Genomic DNA, 19762 nt, shown 5'->3' on the forward strand with positions numbered 1-19762 from the left:
TTAGTATTCACGTTGCTGCATTTGTTCAATTTGACGGCGGAAGGCTTCCACATCCTGAAAGTCCTGATACACCGAAGCAAAACGCACATAGGCCACATGATCCAGCGAGAATAAAGACTGCATGACAATTTCCCCGATGGTGCGTGATTTAACATCACGTTCGCCCAGACGGCGGATTTGCAGCTGGATATCACTGAGTACCGTTTCAATCTGTTCCTGAGTCACGGGACGTTTTTGCAAGGCATGCATCAATGAACGGCGCAGTTTGGCTTCATCAAAGGGCTCATTTTTACCGTCCGATTTAATGACGCGTGGCATCACCACTTCATAACTTTCAAAGGTGGTAAAACGTTCACCACAGCTAATACATTCACGACGTCGGCGAATTTGACAGCCTTCAGCTGCCAGCCGTGAATCAATCACTTTACTGTCTGCGGCGTTGCAAAATGGACAATGCATAGTGGTTTAATTGAACAAATCCAGTTGATTTGAGAGTGTAGCAAAAAAACAGGATTTTGTAGAGTTTTACGCAATATATAGAAAAAAAACAGCCCTTTTGGGCTGTTTTACACAATATATTGATTATGCTGCTGAAAGATTATTCAACCCGTTCACCATGCTGGCTTAAATCCAGACCCATGCGTTCATCATCAGATTCAACACGGATACCAATTACCAGATCAATCACTTTCAGGATGATGAAGGTTAATACTGCAGAGTACACAATGGTGGCAATCACACCTTCCACTTGCACCCACAGCTGACCCATCAGGCTGGCAGGTGCCGCATCGCCCATAATGAATTCGCTGGCAAAGAAGGCGGTTAAAATTGCACCTACAATACCACCCACGCCATGCAGGCCAAAGGCATCTAAAGAGTCATCGGCTTTCAGGGCACGTTTCAGTGCAGTAATCCCCCAGAAGCAGACCACGCCACCAATCAGCCCCATGGCTAAGGCACCACCGACGGTGACAAAACCTGCTGCCGGGGTAATGACCACCAGACCGGCCACAGCACCTGAAGCACCGCCTAATACAGAGGCTTTACCACGGACCACTTTTTCAGTCACTAACCAGGCCAGTGCGGCTGCAGCTGCGGCAACTTGAGTCACCACTAAAGCATAACCTGCTGAACCATTGGCGCCCAGCGCAGAACCACCGTTGAAACCAAACCAGCCCACCCACAGCAAGCTCGCACCTACTACAGTTAAGGTCAGATTGTGCGGTGCCATAGATTCACGGCCCAAGCCCATACGTTTGCCCAGCATATAGGCAGCCACCAGACCGGCTACACCAGAGTTAATGTGTACCACGGTACCACCAGCGAAATCCAGCGCGCCGTCGTTGCCTAACCAGCCGCCACCCCAGACCCAGTGGGTAATAGGTGCATAGACCACCACCACCCAGATGGCAATGAACGCAACAAAGGCCCCAAATTTCATCCTCTCTGCAATCGAACCGCTAATAATGGCCACGGTAATAATCGCAAAGGTCATCTGGAAGATCACAAACAGAATTTCAGGAATGGTGCCACTCAAGGCATCGGTGGTAATACCGGCCAGCATGAACTTGTCCAAGCTGCCAATAAAGGCATTGCCTTCGCCAAAGGCCAAGGTATAGCCAATAATTACCCAGACCAGACTGACCACTGCGGCCGCAACAAAACTGTGCGCCATGGTGCTGAGGACGTTTTTCTTGCGCACCATACCGCCATAGAACAGGGCCAAGCCCGGAATGGTCATAAGTAGGACAAGTGCTGTTGAGACCAGAATCCAAGCGGTATCACCAGTGTCTAACACGGCTTCTTCTTCAGCCGCTGCCACTTCAGGTAAAGCAGTTTCTGTAGTGATGATATCGCTTGATTCAATAAGCGCAGGTTCCACAGTATCATTTACTGTGATTTGTTCTGAAGGAGTTGGCGCTGTTACGGCTTCTTCAGCCCAAGTAACAGAACCACCCAAAAGCGCGCCGGACAGGCCGAGCGCAAGTAGCATTTTTTTCATTCGTATCCCCCAACCTAGTTTTTGTGAGTTATTAGGTACTCAGCAAACTTCGTGCCAATTACTTAAACAGCATCTGCACCTGTTTCACCTGTACGAATACGGATGACCTGTTCCAGATTCGTCACAAAAATTTTACCGTCACCGATTTTGCCGGTGCTTGCTACACGGGTGATTGATTCAATCACTGAATCCACCATCTCATCACTAATGGCGATTTCGATTTTCACTTTTGGTAGAAAATCAACAACATATTCTGCGCCACGATACAGTTCAGTATGACCTTTCTGACGACCGAAGCCTTTGACTTCAGTGACAGTGATCCCTTGAACACCAATTTCTGACAGTGCTTCACGCACGTCATCTAATTTAAAGGGTTTTACAATTGCAGTTACGAGCTTCATGTGTGTTTTCCTTCGGCTTATTTCACCAGTAAGGTTTTATGTTCAAATTTCATGCCAAAACTCCTAAGGTCGGGGGAAATTAGAAGTTACGGCATGTGATTTATTTATATCTTATTTTATACCTTTCTCATGCACCAATCTTCAAAAAATAAACATTTTTCTGTAGAGATTTACGATCTCCGGCATCGAATAAAACCATATTTCATCTGAAACACTATAGTCTGGGCCAGAGCAATGCTACACTGCGCTTTTCAGTCCACTGGAATGGAATTTATGATGATAGAAACCTTATTACAGGCCATCTTAGAACAGGTCGATCAACCGAAAAAAGACTTAGAACATAACCTGCGTGCCCTGCTAAGCGAAGCCGTCAGCAAAATGGATCTGGTGTCCAAAGAAGAGCTGGACCGTCAGCGCACTGCACTGAATAATGCCAATCTTCGTTTAAATGAACTGCTGCAGCAGGTAGAAGCACTCGAACAAAAGATTTTGAACAAAGAATAAGCACCTTCTTAGTGCAACAAAAGACGCATAACGACCAAAAATAACGCACCAAAACGGAACATAACAACAATGTCTTTTGCCAAAATTTATACGCGGGGTCTGCTTGGACTGAATGCCCCGTCCATTGAAGTTGAAGTCCATTTAAGTCAGGGTCTGCCCTCCTTAACCATTGTCGGTCTGGCCGAAGCCGCGGTCCGTGAAAGTAAAGACCGGGTTCGCTCGGCCATTATTAACAGTGGTTTTCAGTTTCCCACCAAACGTTTGACCATTAATCTGGCCCCGGCCGATTTACCCAAAGATGGCTCACGTCTGGATTTACCGATTGCCTTAGGCATTCTGATTGCTTCCGGACAATTGCCCGAACAGGCCGCAGAAAACCTGGAATTTATTGGTGAACTGGCGCTGGATGGCCAGTTACGCCCGGTCACCGGCACTTTAAGTATTGCCATTGCCTGTCAGGCGGCCGGCCATCAACTGGTATTACCGGAACCCAATGCACAGGAAGCCGCACAATTGCCCGACTTTCAGGTGTTTGCGGCCAGTCATCTGAAACAGGTCTGTGAGCATCTGGCGCAGGCTGCGCCCCTACAACCTTTTGCAGCAAGCTCAGAAACCCGCTTGGAACGCTATGCTTTTGACCTGGCGGATGTCAAAGGACAGCTGCGACCTCGGCGTGCCCTGGAAATTGCCGCTGCCGGTGGCCATTCCTTGCTCTTTAAAGGTCCACCCGGTACAGGCAAGACTCTCTTGGCCTCACGTCTGGCCAGTATTTTGCCGCCCCTGAATATGCAGGAAAATCTTGAAGTTGCCAGTATTTATTCAATTGCCAATACCCCGCATCGCTTTGGACAGCGGCCATTTCGCGCCCCGCATCATACCGCTTCAGCGATTGCGCTGGTCGGTGGTGGCTCACATCCAAAACCGGGCGAAATTACCCTGGCCCATTTAGGTGTGCTGTTTTTAGATGAACTGCCGGAGTTTGACCGTAAAGTGCTGGAAGTATTGCGGCAGCCCTTGGAATCCAAGGAAATTGTAATTTCCCGGGCATCGCGGCAGATTACCTTTCCGGCCAGTTTCCAGCTGATTGCCGCGATGAACCCCTGCCCGTGTGGCTATGCATTTAATCAGGATATTCGCTGCCAATGTTCCGCAGAAAGTATTAAACGCTACCAGAACCGCATTTCTGGCCCACTCCTGGACCGGATTGATTTGCATATTGATGTACCACCATTACAGGCCCATGAGTTACATGATAAAACTGCGGTGGAAAACTCAGATACGGTTCGCCAGCGGGTGATTCAGGCCTATGAACGGCAAATGCAACGCCAAGGTATGCTGAATATGAACTTAAGTCCAAAACAGCTGGAACAGTTTGCTGCCTTAGCCACACCAGCACAGAACATGATGGATCTGGCCCAGCAGCGCTTAAACCTGTCGGCTCGCGCCTATCATCGGGTCTTAAGAGTGGCGCGCAGTATTGCCGATTTGGCCGAAAGTAGCGAGATTCAAACTGCTCATTTATCGGAAGCGCTGTCTTATCGGGCGCAGTCCAGCCCATAAAACGCATCATTAAAAACAAGCTAAAAAAATAGCCCATTTCAAATGGGCTATTTTTTCAATATGAAGCCTTAAATTAGAATGCCTTTGTCAATGTCACGACTGCACCTGTTTCTACGCCACGCTCAACCGCATCGGGTGTTCCTGGACCATAGTCAATATCTGAACCCACCGCAGCCAGTTCTGCAGTTAAGCCTTCAACACCGGCAAAGGCATAAGTTACGCCCAATTTCCAGTCCACATAGCTGTCATCATCACCAAAAATCTCTTCATCTGCCACGGTATAGCCTAAAGCCGCCACTCCACCAAAACCGGTCGCACCAAAAGGCACGCTATAGGTAGCATTGAAATACCAGGCATCTAAATCTGCGCCTAAAAAGTCATTGCTGTAGTTCACTGCGGTGAGCAAGCTGGCATCTTTGACCAGCACATCATTAAAGCCAAGTTTTGCATAGGCTTCTAACCAGTTTAAATCACTTTCACTTGGATAAGCGTAGTACCATAAGCCCACATCCAGTAATGGCTTGCTCACAAATCCATCTAAGGTTGTGGCATAACCGATATATGGGTCCAGCTCTAAATGGGCCGTACCGCCGAAATCGACATTCGAGCCCCACACCCCGGCATATACACCAGACGCATGTGACAGTGCGAAACCGGCTTGTACCGCAGGATCATTAAAGGTTTGGGTCAGACCACGAAAACGGTAATCTGAAGTCAGCGCTGCAGTACCGCTAAATGATAAAGCAGATGCCGAAGAGTCTTCTGCTGCAGCCACGCTGAAGCTGGCAGTTACGGCAACAAGCGCCAGTGAAAGTGTTTTGATAGAAAATTTCATTGTTTGATCCCCTGCTGCATATTTCAATGCTTTTGTGTATTTGTTTCACTCACACAGGAGATAGCAATCCCTATGCCAACACTGGCATCTGTTCAAAAAGAATAATTTCAATTTTCTTTTAACTAGTTTCAACCTATTATTTTATATAAACTTTTAATATCAGATAAAAACTTAAGAACAGCATGATACTTTTTCAATCCCACTGATGTGCTGATCCTTTCGCTGCGTTGGGAGATAAACCAGATCATTTATATTTGCTTACATCATGCGCTATTTTGAGTCGCTTAATCATTCAAAAGCTTTTTGCTGCTTAAAAAAAGTGCAATCTTGCATTCCACTAAAATGCACTGATTCATGAGATAGTTCTAATCATAGCTTCAACGAAATGCATAAAAAATTCAGCGAGATAAATCTTGTATGTACGTTTTACTCCCTGTAAAGTGCCAAATTTTCCACATCTTCACACTGTCTAAAACCGCATAATCACAAATTATTTTTTGAATAAAAAGTATAAACACAGTACATTAAAGCGCGAAAATTGCCTTCCTGTTTTGAGAAGCAAATTTTCTGCAATATGACCCAGGAAGGGTGTTTTACAAGAGCAAGGATTGAAACTGTATACGCTAGCGTTTGCATTTTTCTCAAAGAAAAATGGATAAAACGGTATCTTTTTTACAAATTCCCTATAAAATTCTTCCGGTTTCTGGGTTCTTTTTAAACAAATTGAAACATAACATTCTGGATGAGGCTCTCTCCCAATGCTAAACGCGAAAAAATTAACATTAGCAGTCCTGGTACAAGCTGCTTTAATTTCTACAGCTGTTGCCAGCGAGCAAAGCGAAGCTAAAGGTTTTGTTGAAGATGCAGAAGGCTCGGTATTATTCCGTACTGGTTTTATTCACCGTGACAAAACTAACGGTGTAAAAGATCAAAGCTCTTATGCACAAACCGCAATTGTTCAACTTGAATCTGGTTATACCCAAGGCACTGTAGGCGTGGGTGTGGGTGCAGTAGGTGACTGGTCATTTAAACTGGGCAGCAATAACAACTCAGCCAACAATATGATTCCACGTGACAACAATGGCGAACCATATGACCAGTGGGCTCGTGGTGGTGTCAATGTCAAAGCACGTATTTCCAATACTGAAGTACGTTACGGTACCCAAGTTCTAGACCTGCCGGTATTGGCCAGCAACACGGCGCGTTTAGTTCCAGAATATTTCACTGGTGTTTTAGCCACGAGCCGTGAAATTGATGGCCTGGAATTAACTGCCGGTAAATTTACCAAAAACCAGTTCTCTGACCAGATTGCCACCGATCAAAATGATTTAGATCGTGCCATTGTGTGGGGTGCACGTTATCAGGTGAATGATCAGCTGAATACAGCGTATTTTGGTGTAGACAATAAAGACCGTTTAGAGCGTCACTATGCCAATGTTAACTATAAGCTTCCATTGGCAAACCAAAGCAGCCTGACCTTTGATTTTAGCGGTTACCACACTGATTGGGATCGTGAAGCAAATGGTCGCCTGTATTCTCATATTGGCTCGGCTGATGATAAATTCCAGAACTCGATCTGGGCGATTTCAACTGCTTATAACACTGGTCCACACAACATCATGGTGGCGTACCAGCAAAATACAGGTAATACAGGTTATGACTATAACCTGGGTCCGGGTATTGCAGATGGTGGTCAAACCATTTATATGCCAAACTCCTACCTGTCTGATTTTATTGGTAACGATGAGAAATCTGTACAGCTTCAATATTCTTTAAACTTTGATCAATACGGTGTTCCTGGCCTGAACTGGACCAGTGCATTTGTTTATGGTTGGGATATTAAAGCTACTGATAATGTTGGTAACATGATCAGTGATAATGAACATGAGCGCGAATTCTTTAACCAGGTGAAATACACCGTTCAATCTGGCTTTGCTAAAGATGCCAGCTTACGTGTACGTCATTCTTATTACCGTGCAAGTGATGACTACCAAAATAACTACATTGGTGACACCAATGAATGGCGTTTATTCCTAGACATCCCAGTGAAATTATTCTAATTTCCTAGCGAAGGTCTAAATCAAAAAAACCTGCACAGTGTGCAGGTTTTTTTTATGGCGTCCTCACTAAACAAGACAGATCAGTGAGGGGGGGGAAAAGCCGTATTATTTTGCAGCTTCAATCGCTTTTAATACTTCAGCTTTGGCAACCTCTGCGCCTTCCCAACCGGTCAATTTCACCCATTTGCCTGGCTCTAAATCTTTATAGTGGGCAAAGAAGTGTTCAACCTGTTGAATCAGTAACGGTGGAAGATCGGTATATTCTTTCACGTCTTTGTAAATTGGAGTCAATTTGTCGTGCGGTACCGCGATCAGTTTCGCATCAATACCACCGTCATCTTCCATGTTCAATTTACCGACCGGGCGGCAACGAATTACTGAACCTGGTTCAACCGGATGTGGTGTTACCACCAATACGTCTAATGGGTCACCATCTTCAGACAAAGTATTTGGTACATAACCGTAGTTTGCTGGGTAGAACATTGCAGTACCCATGAAACGGTCTACAAATAACGCATCAGAATCTTTATCAATTTCGTATTTGATTGGCGCTGCATTGGCAGGAATTTCAATGATTACATAGATATCATTTGGCGCATCTTTACCCGCTGGGATATTGCTGTAGCTCATGGCATCACTCTTTCACAAATTAAATTTTTTAAACCGCGTCAATTATAACGGGTTTCGGCTATTAATGACTTCGCGATTATACATTCATGACATAAAAATAGATATTTTGCTGTGCAATCACGCGGTCAGTTTAATCACCAGCAGCAATAAACAGATCGGGCAAAGTAACGATAATAACCAGATAATCGAGCGCAACGTCGCCCAGTTGGCCAGATAACACAGCCCGTACAGCAGACGAAACACCAGATAGGCAATGCCAAAGGTCATAATAATAAACTGCGGAATCACCATATATTCGGCCAGTAAAATGGCGGCAATAAACAGCGGCAGACTTTCAAAGCTGTTTTGCTGGGCAGCATTGGCACGCGCCGCCAGACCGGTAGTATTGGCTAAAAAAGAACGTGGATTTTGATTATCTTCAGATTTAAAGCCGCCAGCCATTTTTGCAATTACTGCAAATAAATAAGGCAACAGGCAGGCGATTAGAATCAGATAGACGATTCCACTAATACTTTGCATCTATTTTTTCTCATCGGAATTCTTCAAAACTTTATCATAGCATGGTGTTTTAAGCATAAATTTTGTTAAATAGGGTGTTTTTATTCATTGTGTAGGATTCATGATGGTCAATCCTGATCAAAAAGAAATGTTCGATGTACTTGAAAAACAGCGCCAGCATCAGCTGCAAGTCGATCGGGCCTTAAAAATTGTGATTCCCATTGTGGCCTTTTTATTAACGGTCATCTGTTCCAACCTGAATATCTGGTCGACCCTGTTTACCTTTGTGGTGCTGTGGGTGGCCCTGTATGCTGTGGGAATTAAACGTCTACCTTTATGGCACTGGATGACCGTAATTCTGGTGTATTGCCTGATTGATAATATTTTAAGTTATGGCAGCTTCCATTCCTCCGGTTTTAGCCGTCAGTTTGGCTCAATGTTTATTTTCCTCGGGGTGATGGGGGTTGGACGTCCCTACTTCGACCGCTGGCTAATGAAAAAATAAAGCCCGCAAAAGAAATAAAAAAAGCGCCGATCAATCGGCGCTTTTTCATGACAGTCTTAAGCGGTTTTACGTAAATCTTTACGCAAGATTTTACCGACGTTCGACTTCGGCAGTTCATCAATAAACTCCACATAACGTGGGCGTTTATAACCGGTCAGATTTTCTTTGGCAAAGGCCAGAATTTCTTCTGTGGTCAGCGATGGATCTTTCTTCACCACGAACAGTTTCGGCACTTCACCTGATTTCTCGTCTGGCACACCAATTGCCGCCACTTCCAGCACTTTTGGATGCTTCGCTACAACTTCTTCAATTTCAGATGGATAAACGTTAAAGCCAGACACCAGAATCATGTCTTTCTTACGGTCAACAATCTTCACATAACCACGGCTGTCCATCACCCCGATATCACCGGTACGGAAGAAACCATTGAACATGACTTTGTCGGTTTCATCTGGACGGTTCCAGTAACCCTTCATGACCTGTGGACCACGAATTGAAATTTCACCCTGCTCGCCCAGTGCCACTTCATTGCCGGCATCATCCAGAATCGCCACTTCAGTTAATGGCAATGGAATACCAATAGTACCACTGAAGGCTTCAGACGCTGGCGGGTTCGCAGTAGCCACCGGTGAAGTTTCAGATAAACCGTAACCTTCAATGATGTTGGTACCGGTTACTTTTTTCCAGGCTTCCGCTGTAGATGGTAATACAGCCATACCGCCGCCCATCGCCATCTTCAGTTTGCTGTGATCCAGCTGTTTGAATTCTTCATTGTTGACCAGCGCATTAAACAGCGTGTTCACAGCCGGGAAGAACGATGGCTGGTATTTACGCAATTCTTTAATTACCGCCGGTAAATCACGCGGGTTTGGAATCAGGATGTTGGCCTGACCTTTGTACATGCCGTACAGTGCACACACCATGAAAGCAAAGATGTGATACAGCGGTAAGGCACAGAAAATACGGTCATCTGGCGCGCCATCTTGAGCACCAAATTTACTTTGGAAAATGCCATCACACTGCATCAGGTTGGCCACCAGGTTACGGTGGGTCAGTTCTGCACCTTTAGATACCCCTGTCGTACCACCGGTATATTGCAGTACTGCCGTATCACTTAGGGTCAGGCTTGGACGCTTGTAGTTGCTGATATTGGCTTTCGACATGGCCGCATTGAACTTGACATGCCCCGGAAGATCCCACGCCGGAATCTGTTTACGCACTGAGCGTAAGACAAAGTTCACCAACGTACCTTTTAGGGTGCCCAGCATGTCACCTACAGAGGCAACCACGACGTGCTTGACTGGGGTTTTACCCAGAATCGCCTGATATACAGAAGCGAAGTTTTCAATAATTACCAGCACTTCTGCGCCAGAGTCATTTAACTGATGCTCAAGTTCACGTGAGGTATACAGCGGGTTTACATTCACCAGCACCAGACCGGCACGGAATACACCCAACGCCACCACTGGATATTGAAGAACGTTTGGCATCATCACTGCAACACGTGTGCCTTTGGCCAAGCCCAGACCTTGCAAATAGCTTGCAAATTTACGGCTTGCTTCTTCCAGTTCAGCAAAGGTCAGCACTTTATCCATAAAGATAAAGGCATCACGTGAACCAAACTTCTGGAAATTACGTTCAAAGATATCAACCAGTGACGTATTCTCCGGTGGCAACTCTACAGTTTCTGGAATCCCTGTCTTTCGGTATTCTTCAAACCAAATTTTTTCCATAATGCCAATCTCTCCAATCAGTAATCCTTAGTATTCAACTGTTTTATACACTGCCGCACTTCATTTTTTGGCTTGTTTATGTACAGCAGTGGATCCATTTTCACGAATTCGATTCATATATAACGTATTTTATGTAAACAACGCTAGTCTTATCTCTGAATCAACAGTTTATTTGCTTTTTGATATCCCCGTGGTAAAAGCTGTCCCTTAGTTCCTCTCTTACCGATATACTTCTGCAAGTCATCACCTTTTAATTTTAACTGCTGTTGTCCTGCAAACACTTGAATTATTTCATCTAAATTTAGCATTGTCATGGATACAATCTGATCTTTCGGTTCAAGTTGTATCAATTTATTACCTTTACCTTTGTTCAGCACCGGTAATTCTGCCAGATCAACAATCAGTAAACGGCCGGCAGAACTGAGTAGCGCAACATGACTGAACTGCTCAATAGTTTGCAGATTCATCACGCTGGCGCCTTCAGACAGGCTCAGGAAAGCCTTACCGGCTTTGGCATTGGTATCCAGCTGTTTGGCTTGGGTTTTAAAGCCATAACCTTTGCTGCTCATGACCAGAATTTCAGCCTGATCTTCTGCCACAAACACCTGTTTAAAGCCGACCCCGCTGGCCGGTGATAAACGTGAACTGAGCGGTTCACCCAAACCACGTGCCGATGGCAGGCTGTTAATGGCTACACCATAACTGCGTCCGGTGTCATCCAGCACATAGGCACGCTGGTTGGATTTGCCTTGGGCGTGACTTAAATACTGGTCGCCAGCGCGGAAATTCAGGTTTTCGGCATCGACATCATGGCCTTTGGCACAGCGAATCCAGCCAGCTTCAGACAGCACCACGGTTACCGGATCGGCCGGCAGCATGTCCTGTTCATTAATCGCGGTGGCTTCAGCGCGCTGCACAATTGGTGAACGGCGGTCATCACCAAACTTTTTGGCGTCGTCTTTTAACTCCGTAATAATCAGGTTTTTTAATGATTCCGGATTGGCCAACTGTTCACGAATTGTGGCAGCTTTGGCCTCGAGTTCTTCCTGTTCGCGACGGATTTCCATTTCTTCCAGTCGGGCCAGATGGCGCAACTTGAGTTCCAAAATGGCTTCAGCCTGAATCTCATCAATACCAAAGTGCGCCATCAGCTCTGCTTTGGGATGATCTTCTTCGCGGATAATCCGGATCACGGTATCAATGTCTAAATAGGCAATCAGCAAGCCGGCCAGAATATGCAGGCGTTTTTCAATCTTGTTCAGATGATATTGCAGGCGGCGTGTGACGGTATGTTTACGAATCTCGATCCATTCCAATAAAATCTGGCGAATCGATTTCACCTGTGGACGACCATCGGCACCAATCATGTTCATGTTGACCCGATAGCTTGATTCCAGATCGGTGGTTGCAAACAGATGGCTCATCACTGCATCGGCATCAATCCGGTTGGAACGCAGCACAATCACCAGACGGGTCGGATTTTTATGGTCCGACTCATCCCGTACATCGGTCACCAGTGGTAGCTTTTTGGCCTGCATCTGGTCAGCAATCTGGGTAATGACTTTTGAGCCAGAGACCTGATACGGTAAATCACTGATAACAATTTCATTTTTTTCAATGGTATACACCGCACGCATGCGATAACTGCCGCGTCCAGTGGTCTGAATCTTTAACAGTTCATCTGGCGGGGTAATTACTTCAGCCCGGGTCGGTAAATCCGGGCCAGGAATATATTCTGCAACCTTGCTATCGCTTAAATTCGGATTACGGATCAGGGCGATGGTGCCTTTAATGATTTCACGCAAGTTGTGCGGCGGAATATCGGTGGCCATACCCACGGCAATGCCGGTGGTGCCATTGAGCAGGATATTTGGAACCCGTGCCGGCAAGGTCACTGGCTCTTTTAGGGAACCATCAAAGTTGTCCTGCCAGTCGCAGGTGCCCTGACCGAGTTCAGACAGTAACAGGTCACTATATGCGGATAATTTGGCTTCGGTATAACGCATTGCGGCAAAGGATTTTGGATCATCCGGTGAACCCCAGTTGCCCTGCCCTTCAATAAATGGATAACGATAGCTAAACGGCTGCGCCATTAACACCATCGCTTCATAACAGGCCAAGTCACCATGCGGATGGTACTTACCCAGCACATCACCGACCGTACGTGCAGATTTTTTTGGTTTACTGCTTGGCTTGAGACCCAGCTCGCTCATGGCATAGACGATACGGCGCTGTACCGGTTTCAGGCCATCGCTGATATGAGGCAATGCACGGTCCATAATCACGTACATGGCATAGCTGAGATATGCTTGTTCAGTAAATTCTGCTACGGAACGGTTTTCTGTCGCATGATGCGCGAGGCTTGTCATAACAACCTGTAATCCTAAATTAATGCGTTATAGTTTTGACGTTCTTATGCTATGCCGCAGCCGCGGCCAGCACAAGGGTAGCCGATCACACTCTGCGACAATTTATGTCTTATGGCGTAAAAATATCCATTTTAGGTGCGTCAATCAACTGAAAAATACACAAGTCTGACTGCACGTTGAAAAACATATTCCAGAAATAAAAAAGATGCGCCGGCACAATAGCCAGCGCATCTTGCATTGTCTGTATGAGCGGCTGCTTATAAACCAATCGACTCCAGGGTCTTGCCGCGGGTTTCCTCACCCAGCAGCACAATCACCAGTGCCACGGCCAGCAGCACCGCGGTAAACATCATAAATACATAGCTAAAGCCGTTGTGCATCACTATCATCTGGGTCACCACCAAAGGCGCAACAATACCGCCCATACGGCCCACCGCCGAAGCCCAGCCCGAACCAAAGGCACGGATATTGGTTGGATACTGTTCCGGCGTATAGGTATACAGCACACCCCAGGCGCCTAGGTTAAAGAAGGACATCAGGCAACCCCAGAACACGATCATGCCGACGCTGCTGGCCTGTCCAAAGAAGTAGGCTGATACCGCACACAGCCCAATAAAGCCGGCCAGTGTGGCTTTACGGCCAAGTTTTTCCACCAGCCAGGCCGCCGCAATATAGCCCGGCAACTGCGCCAGAATCATGATCAGCACATATTCAAAGGACTGCACAATGGTATAGCCTTCCTTGACCAGCAGACTTGGCAGCCAGGTAAAAATGCCATAATAGGAATAGACAATGCCGAACCAGATCAGCCACAGCATGAGGGTACGACGCGCAAATGGCCCCGACCACAGCTGGGCAAAAGAAATATTCTGTTTGGCGGCCACCGGTTTCACTTCCAGCTGTTCAATCACCTCGACACCGCAGCGGCGTTCCAGACTTTGTACTAGTTTGTGCGCTTCTTCGACCCGGCCGCGGTTAATCAAATACGGCACCGATTCCGGTACTTTTTTCCAGATGACCCAGGCATAGAGCGCCGGCAAACCACCAATTAAAAAGGCCATATGCCAGTCAAAGGTCGGAATCACAAAATAAGACACCAGCGCCGCACAGAGCCAGCCCAGCCCCCAGAAGCTTTCCAGCAGCACAATAAAACGGCCCCGCACATGCGCCGGAATATATTCACTGACCAAAGTCACCGCAACCGGCAACTGCCCGCCCAGCCCTAAACCGACAATAAAGCGGAAAAACAGTAACCAGCTTAAATTTGGGGCAAAGGCACAGGCCGCTGTGGCCAGGCTATAAATCACCAGGGTCGTGGCAAATACGGTTTTACGCCCAATCCGGTCGGCCAACCCGCCGGAGAACACCGCACCAATGGCCATGCCAACAAAACCAATTGACACCACCCAGCCTTTTTCTGCCGGGCTCATTTGCCAGTCTTCCGCCATTTTGGCCAGAATAAAGGAAATTAAACCGGTATCCATGGCATCAAACATCCAGCCCAGTCCGATGACCCATAGCAAGGTATAGTGGAACTTACCAATCGGTAAGCGTTGTACACGAGAAACTAGATCCATAATAAACGCTCTGACAGGGTGGAGAGGAAAACGCGGATGGCGCGCCTGGTTATTGTTATGACAACAGCAATCAGCTTTGATTTTAAAGACAATGACCGCTATCTGGATAGCGGTCATGCCGTTTAATTTATAGGAGATTTGTGGCTAGGAGGCATCTTTGGATGAGGCCGACTGCTCATCATCATCCTTATAAATGAATTTTGGCATTTCCAGACCAAAATAGATCGCAATTAAACGTAAGGTAAAACCAAAAATCAGCGTGGCGATAACGGTTAGTTCTAGCGACAGGCCAATTTCAATACAGACCCAATAGCAGATCACCGACACAAAAGAGATACTGGCATACAGCTCACGGCGGAACACCAGCGGCACATCATTACACAGAATATCACGCAGAATCCCGCCCGAGACGCCGGTCAGCACACCGGCCACCGCCGACACCACAAAACCGTGGCCCATTTCCAGCGCAATCTGGCAGCCAATAATGGTAAAGCCAATCAGGCCCAAGGCATCCAGCACCAGGAAGATGGAACGCAGATGGCGCATCCATTTGGCAATTAAAATGGTGACAAAGGCTGCCGCGCAGGTCAGGACCAGATATTCCGGATGCTTGACCCAGGTTAAAGGATAATGGCCCAGCAATACATCACGTACCGAGCCGCCGCCCAGTGCGGTGACACAGGCAATCAGGGTCACCCCGAACCAGTCCATGCTTCGCCGTCCTGCCGACAATGCACCTGTCATTGCTTCTGCAGTAATGGCAATAATATAAATGACCAACAGCAACATGAACTGCCCTTCTTTCACTAGGGGAATTGATGCGCGTTATCATAAGCGAAAATACGGCAAATGTTATAAAAATTGCGCACAACATTGCTTAAATTTCTTGCCCGAACCGCAGATACAGGGCTGTTTCATGGTGATCTGCTGATCGGTGGTCGGATCAAGAAAATACCACACACCCTGATGTTTGACGAAATGCGACACTTCATGATGTATCTGCGGCTGGTTGCCATCCTGATAATAGGCCTTGAATTCGACCTGGGCATGGCTTTTGTCCAGCTTTTCCTGGGCACTTATGATTTCCAGTTTTAACCACTGGTTGGCACTGCTCCAGTCCCGAATGGCGGCCACATCCAGGGCCTGCTGCTGACCAATTGCGGTGGTTTTGACAATATAATCAATCTGCTGCAAGGCAAAGGCACTATAGCGTGAACGCATTAGCTGAGCGGCAGTTTGGGCCTGCTGCTGACCTAAATGCAAAGGCTGGCAACAACTGTGATAAAACCCAGCGCCACAAGGACAAGGCTGTTCTGACATAAATATTTTCCAAAAAAATAGCCTGACAATGCAGGCTATTTTAACGGAACTGGAGCTGAAAACAGGAATATTCTGAGTGCTACTCGGCTGGCGGCTGTGGCAGCACATGCACCTTCTCGATTTTATGCCCGTCCATGGTGACCACTTCAAAAATATGATCATCAGCCAGCAGACGTTGGCCATTTTCCGGCAAACGGCCGAGATGGAACAGGATATAACCCGACAGGGTCGAATATTCTTCCAGCTCATTGACCAGATCACGACCGAGCAATAACGAGACATGGCGGATATCAGTCGAGCCATCCAGCATCAGGCTGCCATCTTCCAGGGTTTCTGCAACCGCGTCGAGGGTATCTTCATCCGGGAATTCACCGGCAATGGCTTCCAGTACATCAATCGGGGTGACCACACCTTCAATCGAGCCATATTCGTTCAGCACAATTGCCATTTGCAGCGGCGCCTGACGCAGCTGTTCCATCACCATCAACACCTGTGCATTTTCATGCACAATCACCGGTTCGCGCAGATGTTTTTCAAAATTCAGTACGCCGGTTTCAATAAATTCATTCATAACCTTATGGGTCAGCACCACCCCGGCAATATTGTCCAGCTCGCCATGCACCACAATTAAACGTGAATGCGAGGTATTCATCAGCTGGGCCTGAATACTGTCCTGGTCTTCATCTAAATCCAACCATTCCAGTTCCGGTCGCGGGGTCATCACCGATTTTACCGGACGCTCGGCCAGACTGAGTACGCCCTGCACCATCACGGTATGGTAGACGCTGTTCTCTTCGGCAAAGACTTCATCGGCAAAAGCACGTGTCGCCAACACTTCTTCCGGACTTGGATGCTCCGGTTCCGGCCCGTTCGGTTTGCCGCCGAGCATCCGCATTACCGCGGAAGCAGTGCGATAACGCAGGTCAGTGGTGGTGACCATTTTTTCCTGATTTTTGCGCATGGCCTGGTTCAGGAACTCGATCATCACCGAGAAACCAATCGCGGCATATAAATAGCCTTTTGGAATGTGATAACCGAAACCTTCCACCACCAGTGAGAAACCGATCATCATCAGGAAGCACAGGCACAGAATCACCACAGTTGGATGTTTGTTAACAAAGTCCATCAGCGGTTTAGAGGCCCAGAGCATAATACCAATGGCAATGATCACCGCGATCATCATCACCGACAGCTCTTTGACCATACCGACTGCGGTAATCACACTGTCGAGCGAGAACACCGCATCCAGTACCACAATCTGCACAATCACCATCCAGAAAGTGGCGTGTACCGGATTTTCTTCTTTCAGTTGCGGCTTGCCTTCAATACGCTCACGCAGCTCCATGGTGCCTTTAAACAGCAGGAACACCCCACCAAACAGCAAGATCAGATCACGACCGGAGAAGGGATGATCAAAAATATGGAACAGCGGATTGGTCAGGGTCACCACCCAGGCAATTGACGCCAGCAGAATCAGGCGCATGCCCAAAGCCAGAATCAGCCCGACCACCCGTGCGGCGTTACGCTGTTCCGGTGGTAATTTTTCAGCCAGAATAGCAATAAACACCAGGTTATCAATACCTAGCACAATTTCCAGAATAATCAGGGTCAGCAAACCCACCCATGCGGCTGGATCAGACATCCATTCAAAAATCATGGGCGATGCTCCACGAGTATCGTTTTGGCTGTGCGACAGCCAAGACCGGCTGTTTCAAAACCTGGGGAATGAAAGGGAAAAAGAAAAGAGATTAAAAGCGGCTGTTGTTGTATGGTGCGATAGTGTCCACTACCCATGACGGTTCTATTGTTGTCAAACACAATTTCAGTATAGAAAAGATTGGCGCCAGAATCACTCTTTTTTTGGCCTGGTCACGGTTGTGCTGCATGCTTTAACAATTCTTTGCAATCACACTGCACGGCGCTGGCATTGTTTGTCATATTTTTTGCATAAGCTAGAGCAGACAAAAAGAACATGTTAAGGTGAAACAAGAATCATGAATAGCGTAGTAAAAATGACTGATAATTTAAAACATCCCTCTCCTAAAACAACACAACCTTTAATTGCTTTATATTGCGGCTCACGTTCCGGAAATAAACCGGTGTATCAGGAAAAGGCCGTGGCACTGGCACGCCGTCTGGCGGAAAATGGCTTTGGTCTGGTCTATGGCGGCGCCAGTATCGGTTTAATGGGTCAGGTCGCCGATGCCGTGGTTGATCACGGCGGTGAAACTGTAGGGGTGATTCCGGAATTTATGCTGGATTATGAAATTGCCCATCATCGTCTGACCGAATTGCATATTGTACACAGCATGCATGAACGTAAAGCCCTCATGGCCGAACGTGCCAGCGCCTTTGTGGCCTTGCCGGGCGGACTGGGTACCTTTGAAGAAATTCTGGAAATTGCCACCTGGGGCCAGTTGAACCAGCATCAAAAACCGATGATGCTGTATAACGTCAATGGCTTCTATAATGCGCTAATTGCCCAACTTGACCATGCCGTGACTGAAGGCTTCCTGCCGCCGCAGCACCGCGCCAAGCTGATTATCTGCAATCATGCCGATGAAATCCTGACTGCATTACATAATCTGGATGCCCCACAGCACGTTGCCATTTAAAGCGCTTGAACCCAAAAATCCAGAAAGAAAAAAGCGAGCCGAAGCTCGCTTTTTTTGTACTTGATGTTCAGTCCAGGCTTAGCCTGAAATCAGGTTATAGAACCATGGCAAAGTGGTCGCCAGGAATACCGACATGGCCAGACCAAACATCAGTTTCATCGCATCTTTGCTGACATTGCGTGAGGTACGGTATTTGCTGACCCCGTTCACAATCATTGAGATGGCAAATTCACGACCGGCCAACAGACCCAGGAATACCCAGGTGGTACTCATCGGGATATTGCTCCACTCTTTGAAAATCAGCAGGATCATTGCATAGATAAAGTCCACGATGGTCGCAGCACGTACATCGGTAACATCGGTTTTGGTATCGACAATCTTCTGGATGGCACCACCACGCTGGTACAGAATAACCCCCAGCAAGATCACAAAGACCGTAATGGCAAACATCAGGAATTCAAACGGTACCTGACGCGGCACATACACGAAGATGTTGGCCAGATCCTGAATCAGCCACTGGCTCCACAGGAAACCGGTAGATAACCATTGTAGAATCACCCATTTGGTCGAATGTTCCTGATCTTTGGTCTGGTTAAAGTACACCGTCATTTTGTTGGCCACAAAACGATAGATGATCAGCGCCGCCAAGAAGGCCACGGCATAGCCCATCATGGATTTGACCATCATCGAGCCCAAGCTCGCAGGAGAGAAGATGGTTAGTACCAGGAAGGTGGTACTGACCGGAATACCATATTTGGTCAGTAGCAACAGTAAAACTGGCGGCACAATATACAGCCAGGTAATTCCGCCTTCAGGGAACGGAATGGTTTCCAGTCGCCCATAAGAGGCATCACCGACGCCCGATGCATACCAGCCATAGACCAAGACCACAACCAGGATACTGCTGATATACACCCACAGTACCCACCAAGGACGATGGGAGTTAGAAGAAATAAAAGTCCCTAAGGTTTGAGGTACATCATTTCCGACAATAGAATAGGCCGCCAAACAGAAGCCGATTACCATTAAAAGTTCAATTGTCATAAGAACAAAGCCTATGTTCAAAAAGGGAACACCACCCCCTATCGGGCTGGCATTAGCTTAAAATGATGACAATACTATTTCAGTTCTATGACATTTTAGTGACAATAAA

At 47.0% G+C, this 19762-nt stretch carries 18 protein-coding genes; 5 read left to right on the forward strand and 13 right to left on the reverse strand.

The features are described from left to right. The 3 genes from nrdR to glnK all read right to left on the reverse strand — a co-directional run bounded on the left by nrdR (position 1) and on the right by glnK (position 2403). Positions 1-459: a transcriptional regulator NrdR gene (gene nrdR / locus FTU67_RS10965; RefSeq protein ID WP_005181550.1), complete on the reverse strand. Its 459-nt coding sequence runs from the start codon at positions 457-459 to the stop codon at positions 1-3. Positions 460-598: 139 nt separating this feature from the next. Continuing rightward, positions 599-2002: an ammonium transporter gene (locus FTU67_RS10970; RefSeq protein ID WP_075174920.1), complete on the reverse strand. Its 1404-nt coding sequence runs from the start codon at positions 2000-2002 to the stop codon at positions 599-601. Positions 2003-2064: 62 nt separating this feature from the next. Then, a complete protein-coding gene (glnK, locus tag FTU67_RS10975) occupies positions 2065-2403 on the reverse strand; it encodes a P-II family nitrogen regulator (RefSeq protein ID WP_004650081.1) in 339 nt (112 codons plus the stop codon). Positions 2404-2679: 276 nt separating this feature from the next. Between glnK and FTU67_RS10980 the strand changes: the two genes are divergently transcribed. Together FTU67_RS10980 and FTU67_RS10985 are read left to right on the forward strand one after the other, a co-directional pair. Beyond that, a complete protein-coding gene (locus FTU67_RS10980; protein ID WP_005181545.1) occupies positions 2680-2907 on the forward strand; it encodes an accessory factor UbiK family protein in 228 nt (75 codons plus the stop codon). A 69-nt stretch (positions 2908-2976) separates the two neighbouring features. Continuing rightward, positions 2977-4467, forward strand: a complete 1491-nt coding sequence (locus FTU67_RS10985; protein ID WP_075167834.1) for a YifB family Mg chelatase-like AAA ATPase — start codon at positions 2977-2979, stop codon at positions 4465-4467. Between the two features lie 73 nt (positions 4468-4540). Here FTU67_RS10985 and FTU67_RS10990 read toward each other — a convergent pair whose 3' ends face one another. Continuing rightward, on the reverse strand, positions 4541-5302 hold the full coding sequence (locus FTU67_RS10990) for a TorF family putative porin (protein ID WP_180061731.1): 762 nt from the start codon (positions 5300-5302) through the stop codon (positions 4541-4543). Between the two features lie 758 nt (positions 5303-6060). Here FTU67_RS10990 and FTU67_RS10995 point away from each other — a divergent pair. Then, positions 6061-7362: an OprD family outer membrane porin gene (locus tag FTU67_RS10995; protein WP_180061732.1), complete on the forward strand. Its 1302-nt coding sequence runs from the start codon at positions 6061-6063 to the stop codon at positions 7360-7362. Positions 7363-7467: 105 nt separating this feature from the next. Here FTU67_RS10995 and ppa read toward each other — a convergent pair whose 3' ends face one another. Together ppa and FTU67_RS11005 are read right to left on the reverse strand one after the other, a co-directional pair. Beyond that, on the reverse strand, positions 7468-7992 hold the full coding sequence (gene ppa / locus FTU67_RS11000; RefSeq protein WP_016659718.1) for an inorganic diphosphatase: 525 nt from the start codon (positions 7990-7992) through the stop codon (positions 7468-7470). A 117-nt stretch (positions 7993-8109) separates the two neighbouring features. Continuing rightward, on the reverse strand, positions 8110-8511 hold the full coding sequence (locus FTU67_RS11005) for an MAPEG family protein (protein ID WP_005181530.1): 402 nt from the start codon (positions 8509-8511) through the stop codon (positions 8110-8112). A 103-nt stretch (positions 8512-8614) separates the two neighbouring features. Between FTU67_RS11005 and FTU67_RS11010 the strand changes: the two genes are divergently transcribed. After that, positions 8615-8995: a hypothetical protein gene (locus FTU67_RS11010; RefSeq protein ID WP_180061733.1), complete on the forward strand. Its 381-nt coding sequence runs from the start codon at positions 8615-8617 to the stop codon at positions 8993-8995. Positions 8996-9051: 56 nt separating this feature from the next. Here FTU67_RS11010 and FTU67_RS11015 read toward each other — a convergent pair whose 3' ends face one another. The 6 genes from FTU67_RS11015 to FTU67_RS11040 all read right to left on the reverse strand — a co-directional run bounded on the left by FTU67_RS11015 (position 9052) and on the right by FTU67_RS11040 (position 17651). Continuing rightward, positions 9052-10728 (reverse strand): AMP-binding protein, encoded by a 1677-nt coding sequence (locus FTU67_RS11015; RefSeq protein WP_163146218.1) that lies wholly within the window; start codon positions 10726-10728, stop codon positions 9052-9054. Positions 10729-10877: 149 nt separating this feature from the next. Next, the gene (gene parC / locus FTU67_RS11020) at positions 10878-13097 is read right to left on the reverse strand and encodes a DNA topoisomerase IV subunit A (RefSeq protein ID WP_075174924.1); all 2220 of its coding nucleotides are present in this window, start codon (positions 13095-13097) and stop codon (positions 10878-10880) included. Positions 13098-13354: 257 nt separating this feature from the next. Further along, a complete protein-coding gene (locus FTU67_RS11025; RefSeq protein ID WP_127801547.1) occupies positions 13355-14674 on the reverse strand; it encodes an MFS transporter in 1320 nt (439 codons plus the stop codon). A gap of 144 nt (positions 14675-14818) precedes the next feature. Next, on the reverse strand, positions 14819-15463 hold the full coding sequence (locus tag FTU67_RS11030) for a trimeric intracellular cation channel family protein (protein ID WP_005181518.1): 645 nt from the start codon (positions 15461-15463) through the stop codon (positions 14819-14821). Between the two features lie 63 nt (positions 15464-15526). After that, positions 15527-15994 (reverse strand): YchJ family protein, encoded by a 468-nt coding sequence (locus tag FTU67_RS11035; protein WP_075167840.1) that lies wholly within the window; start codon positions 15992-15994, stop codon positions 15527-15529. A 79-nt stretch (positions 15995-16073) separates the two neighbouring features. Beyond that, positions 16074-17651, reverse strand: a complete 1578-nt coding sequence (locus FTU67_RS11040; protein WP_104489126.1) for a TerC family protein — start codon at positions 17649-17651, stop codon at positions 16074-16076. Between the two features lie 337 nt (positions 17652-17988). Here FTU67_RS11040 and FTU67_RS11045 point away from each other — a divergent pair, with 337 nt between their 5' ends. Beyond that, a complete protein-coding gene (locus FTU67_RS11045; protein WP_005181508.1) occupies positions 17989-18609 on the forward strand; it encodes a TIGR00730 family Rossman fold protein in 621 nt (206 codons plus the stop codon). A gap of 78 nt (positions 18610-18687) precedes the next feature. Here FTU67_RS11045 and FTU67_RS11050 read toward each other — a convergent pair whose 3' ends face one another. Then, a complete protein-coding gene (locus FTU67_RS11050; protein ID WP_016659723.1) occupies positions 18688-19653 on the reverse strand; it encodes a hypothetical protein in 966 nt (321 codons plus the stop codon). Positions 19654-19762: the final 109 nt, after the last annotated feature.

It is taken from the genome of Acinetobacter sp. YH12132 (genome assembly GCF_013418645.1).
GTDB lineage: Bacteria > Pseudomonadota > Gammaproteobacteria > Pseudomonadales > Moraxellaceae > Acinetobacter > Acinetobacter indicus.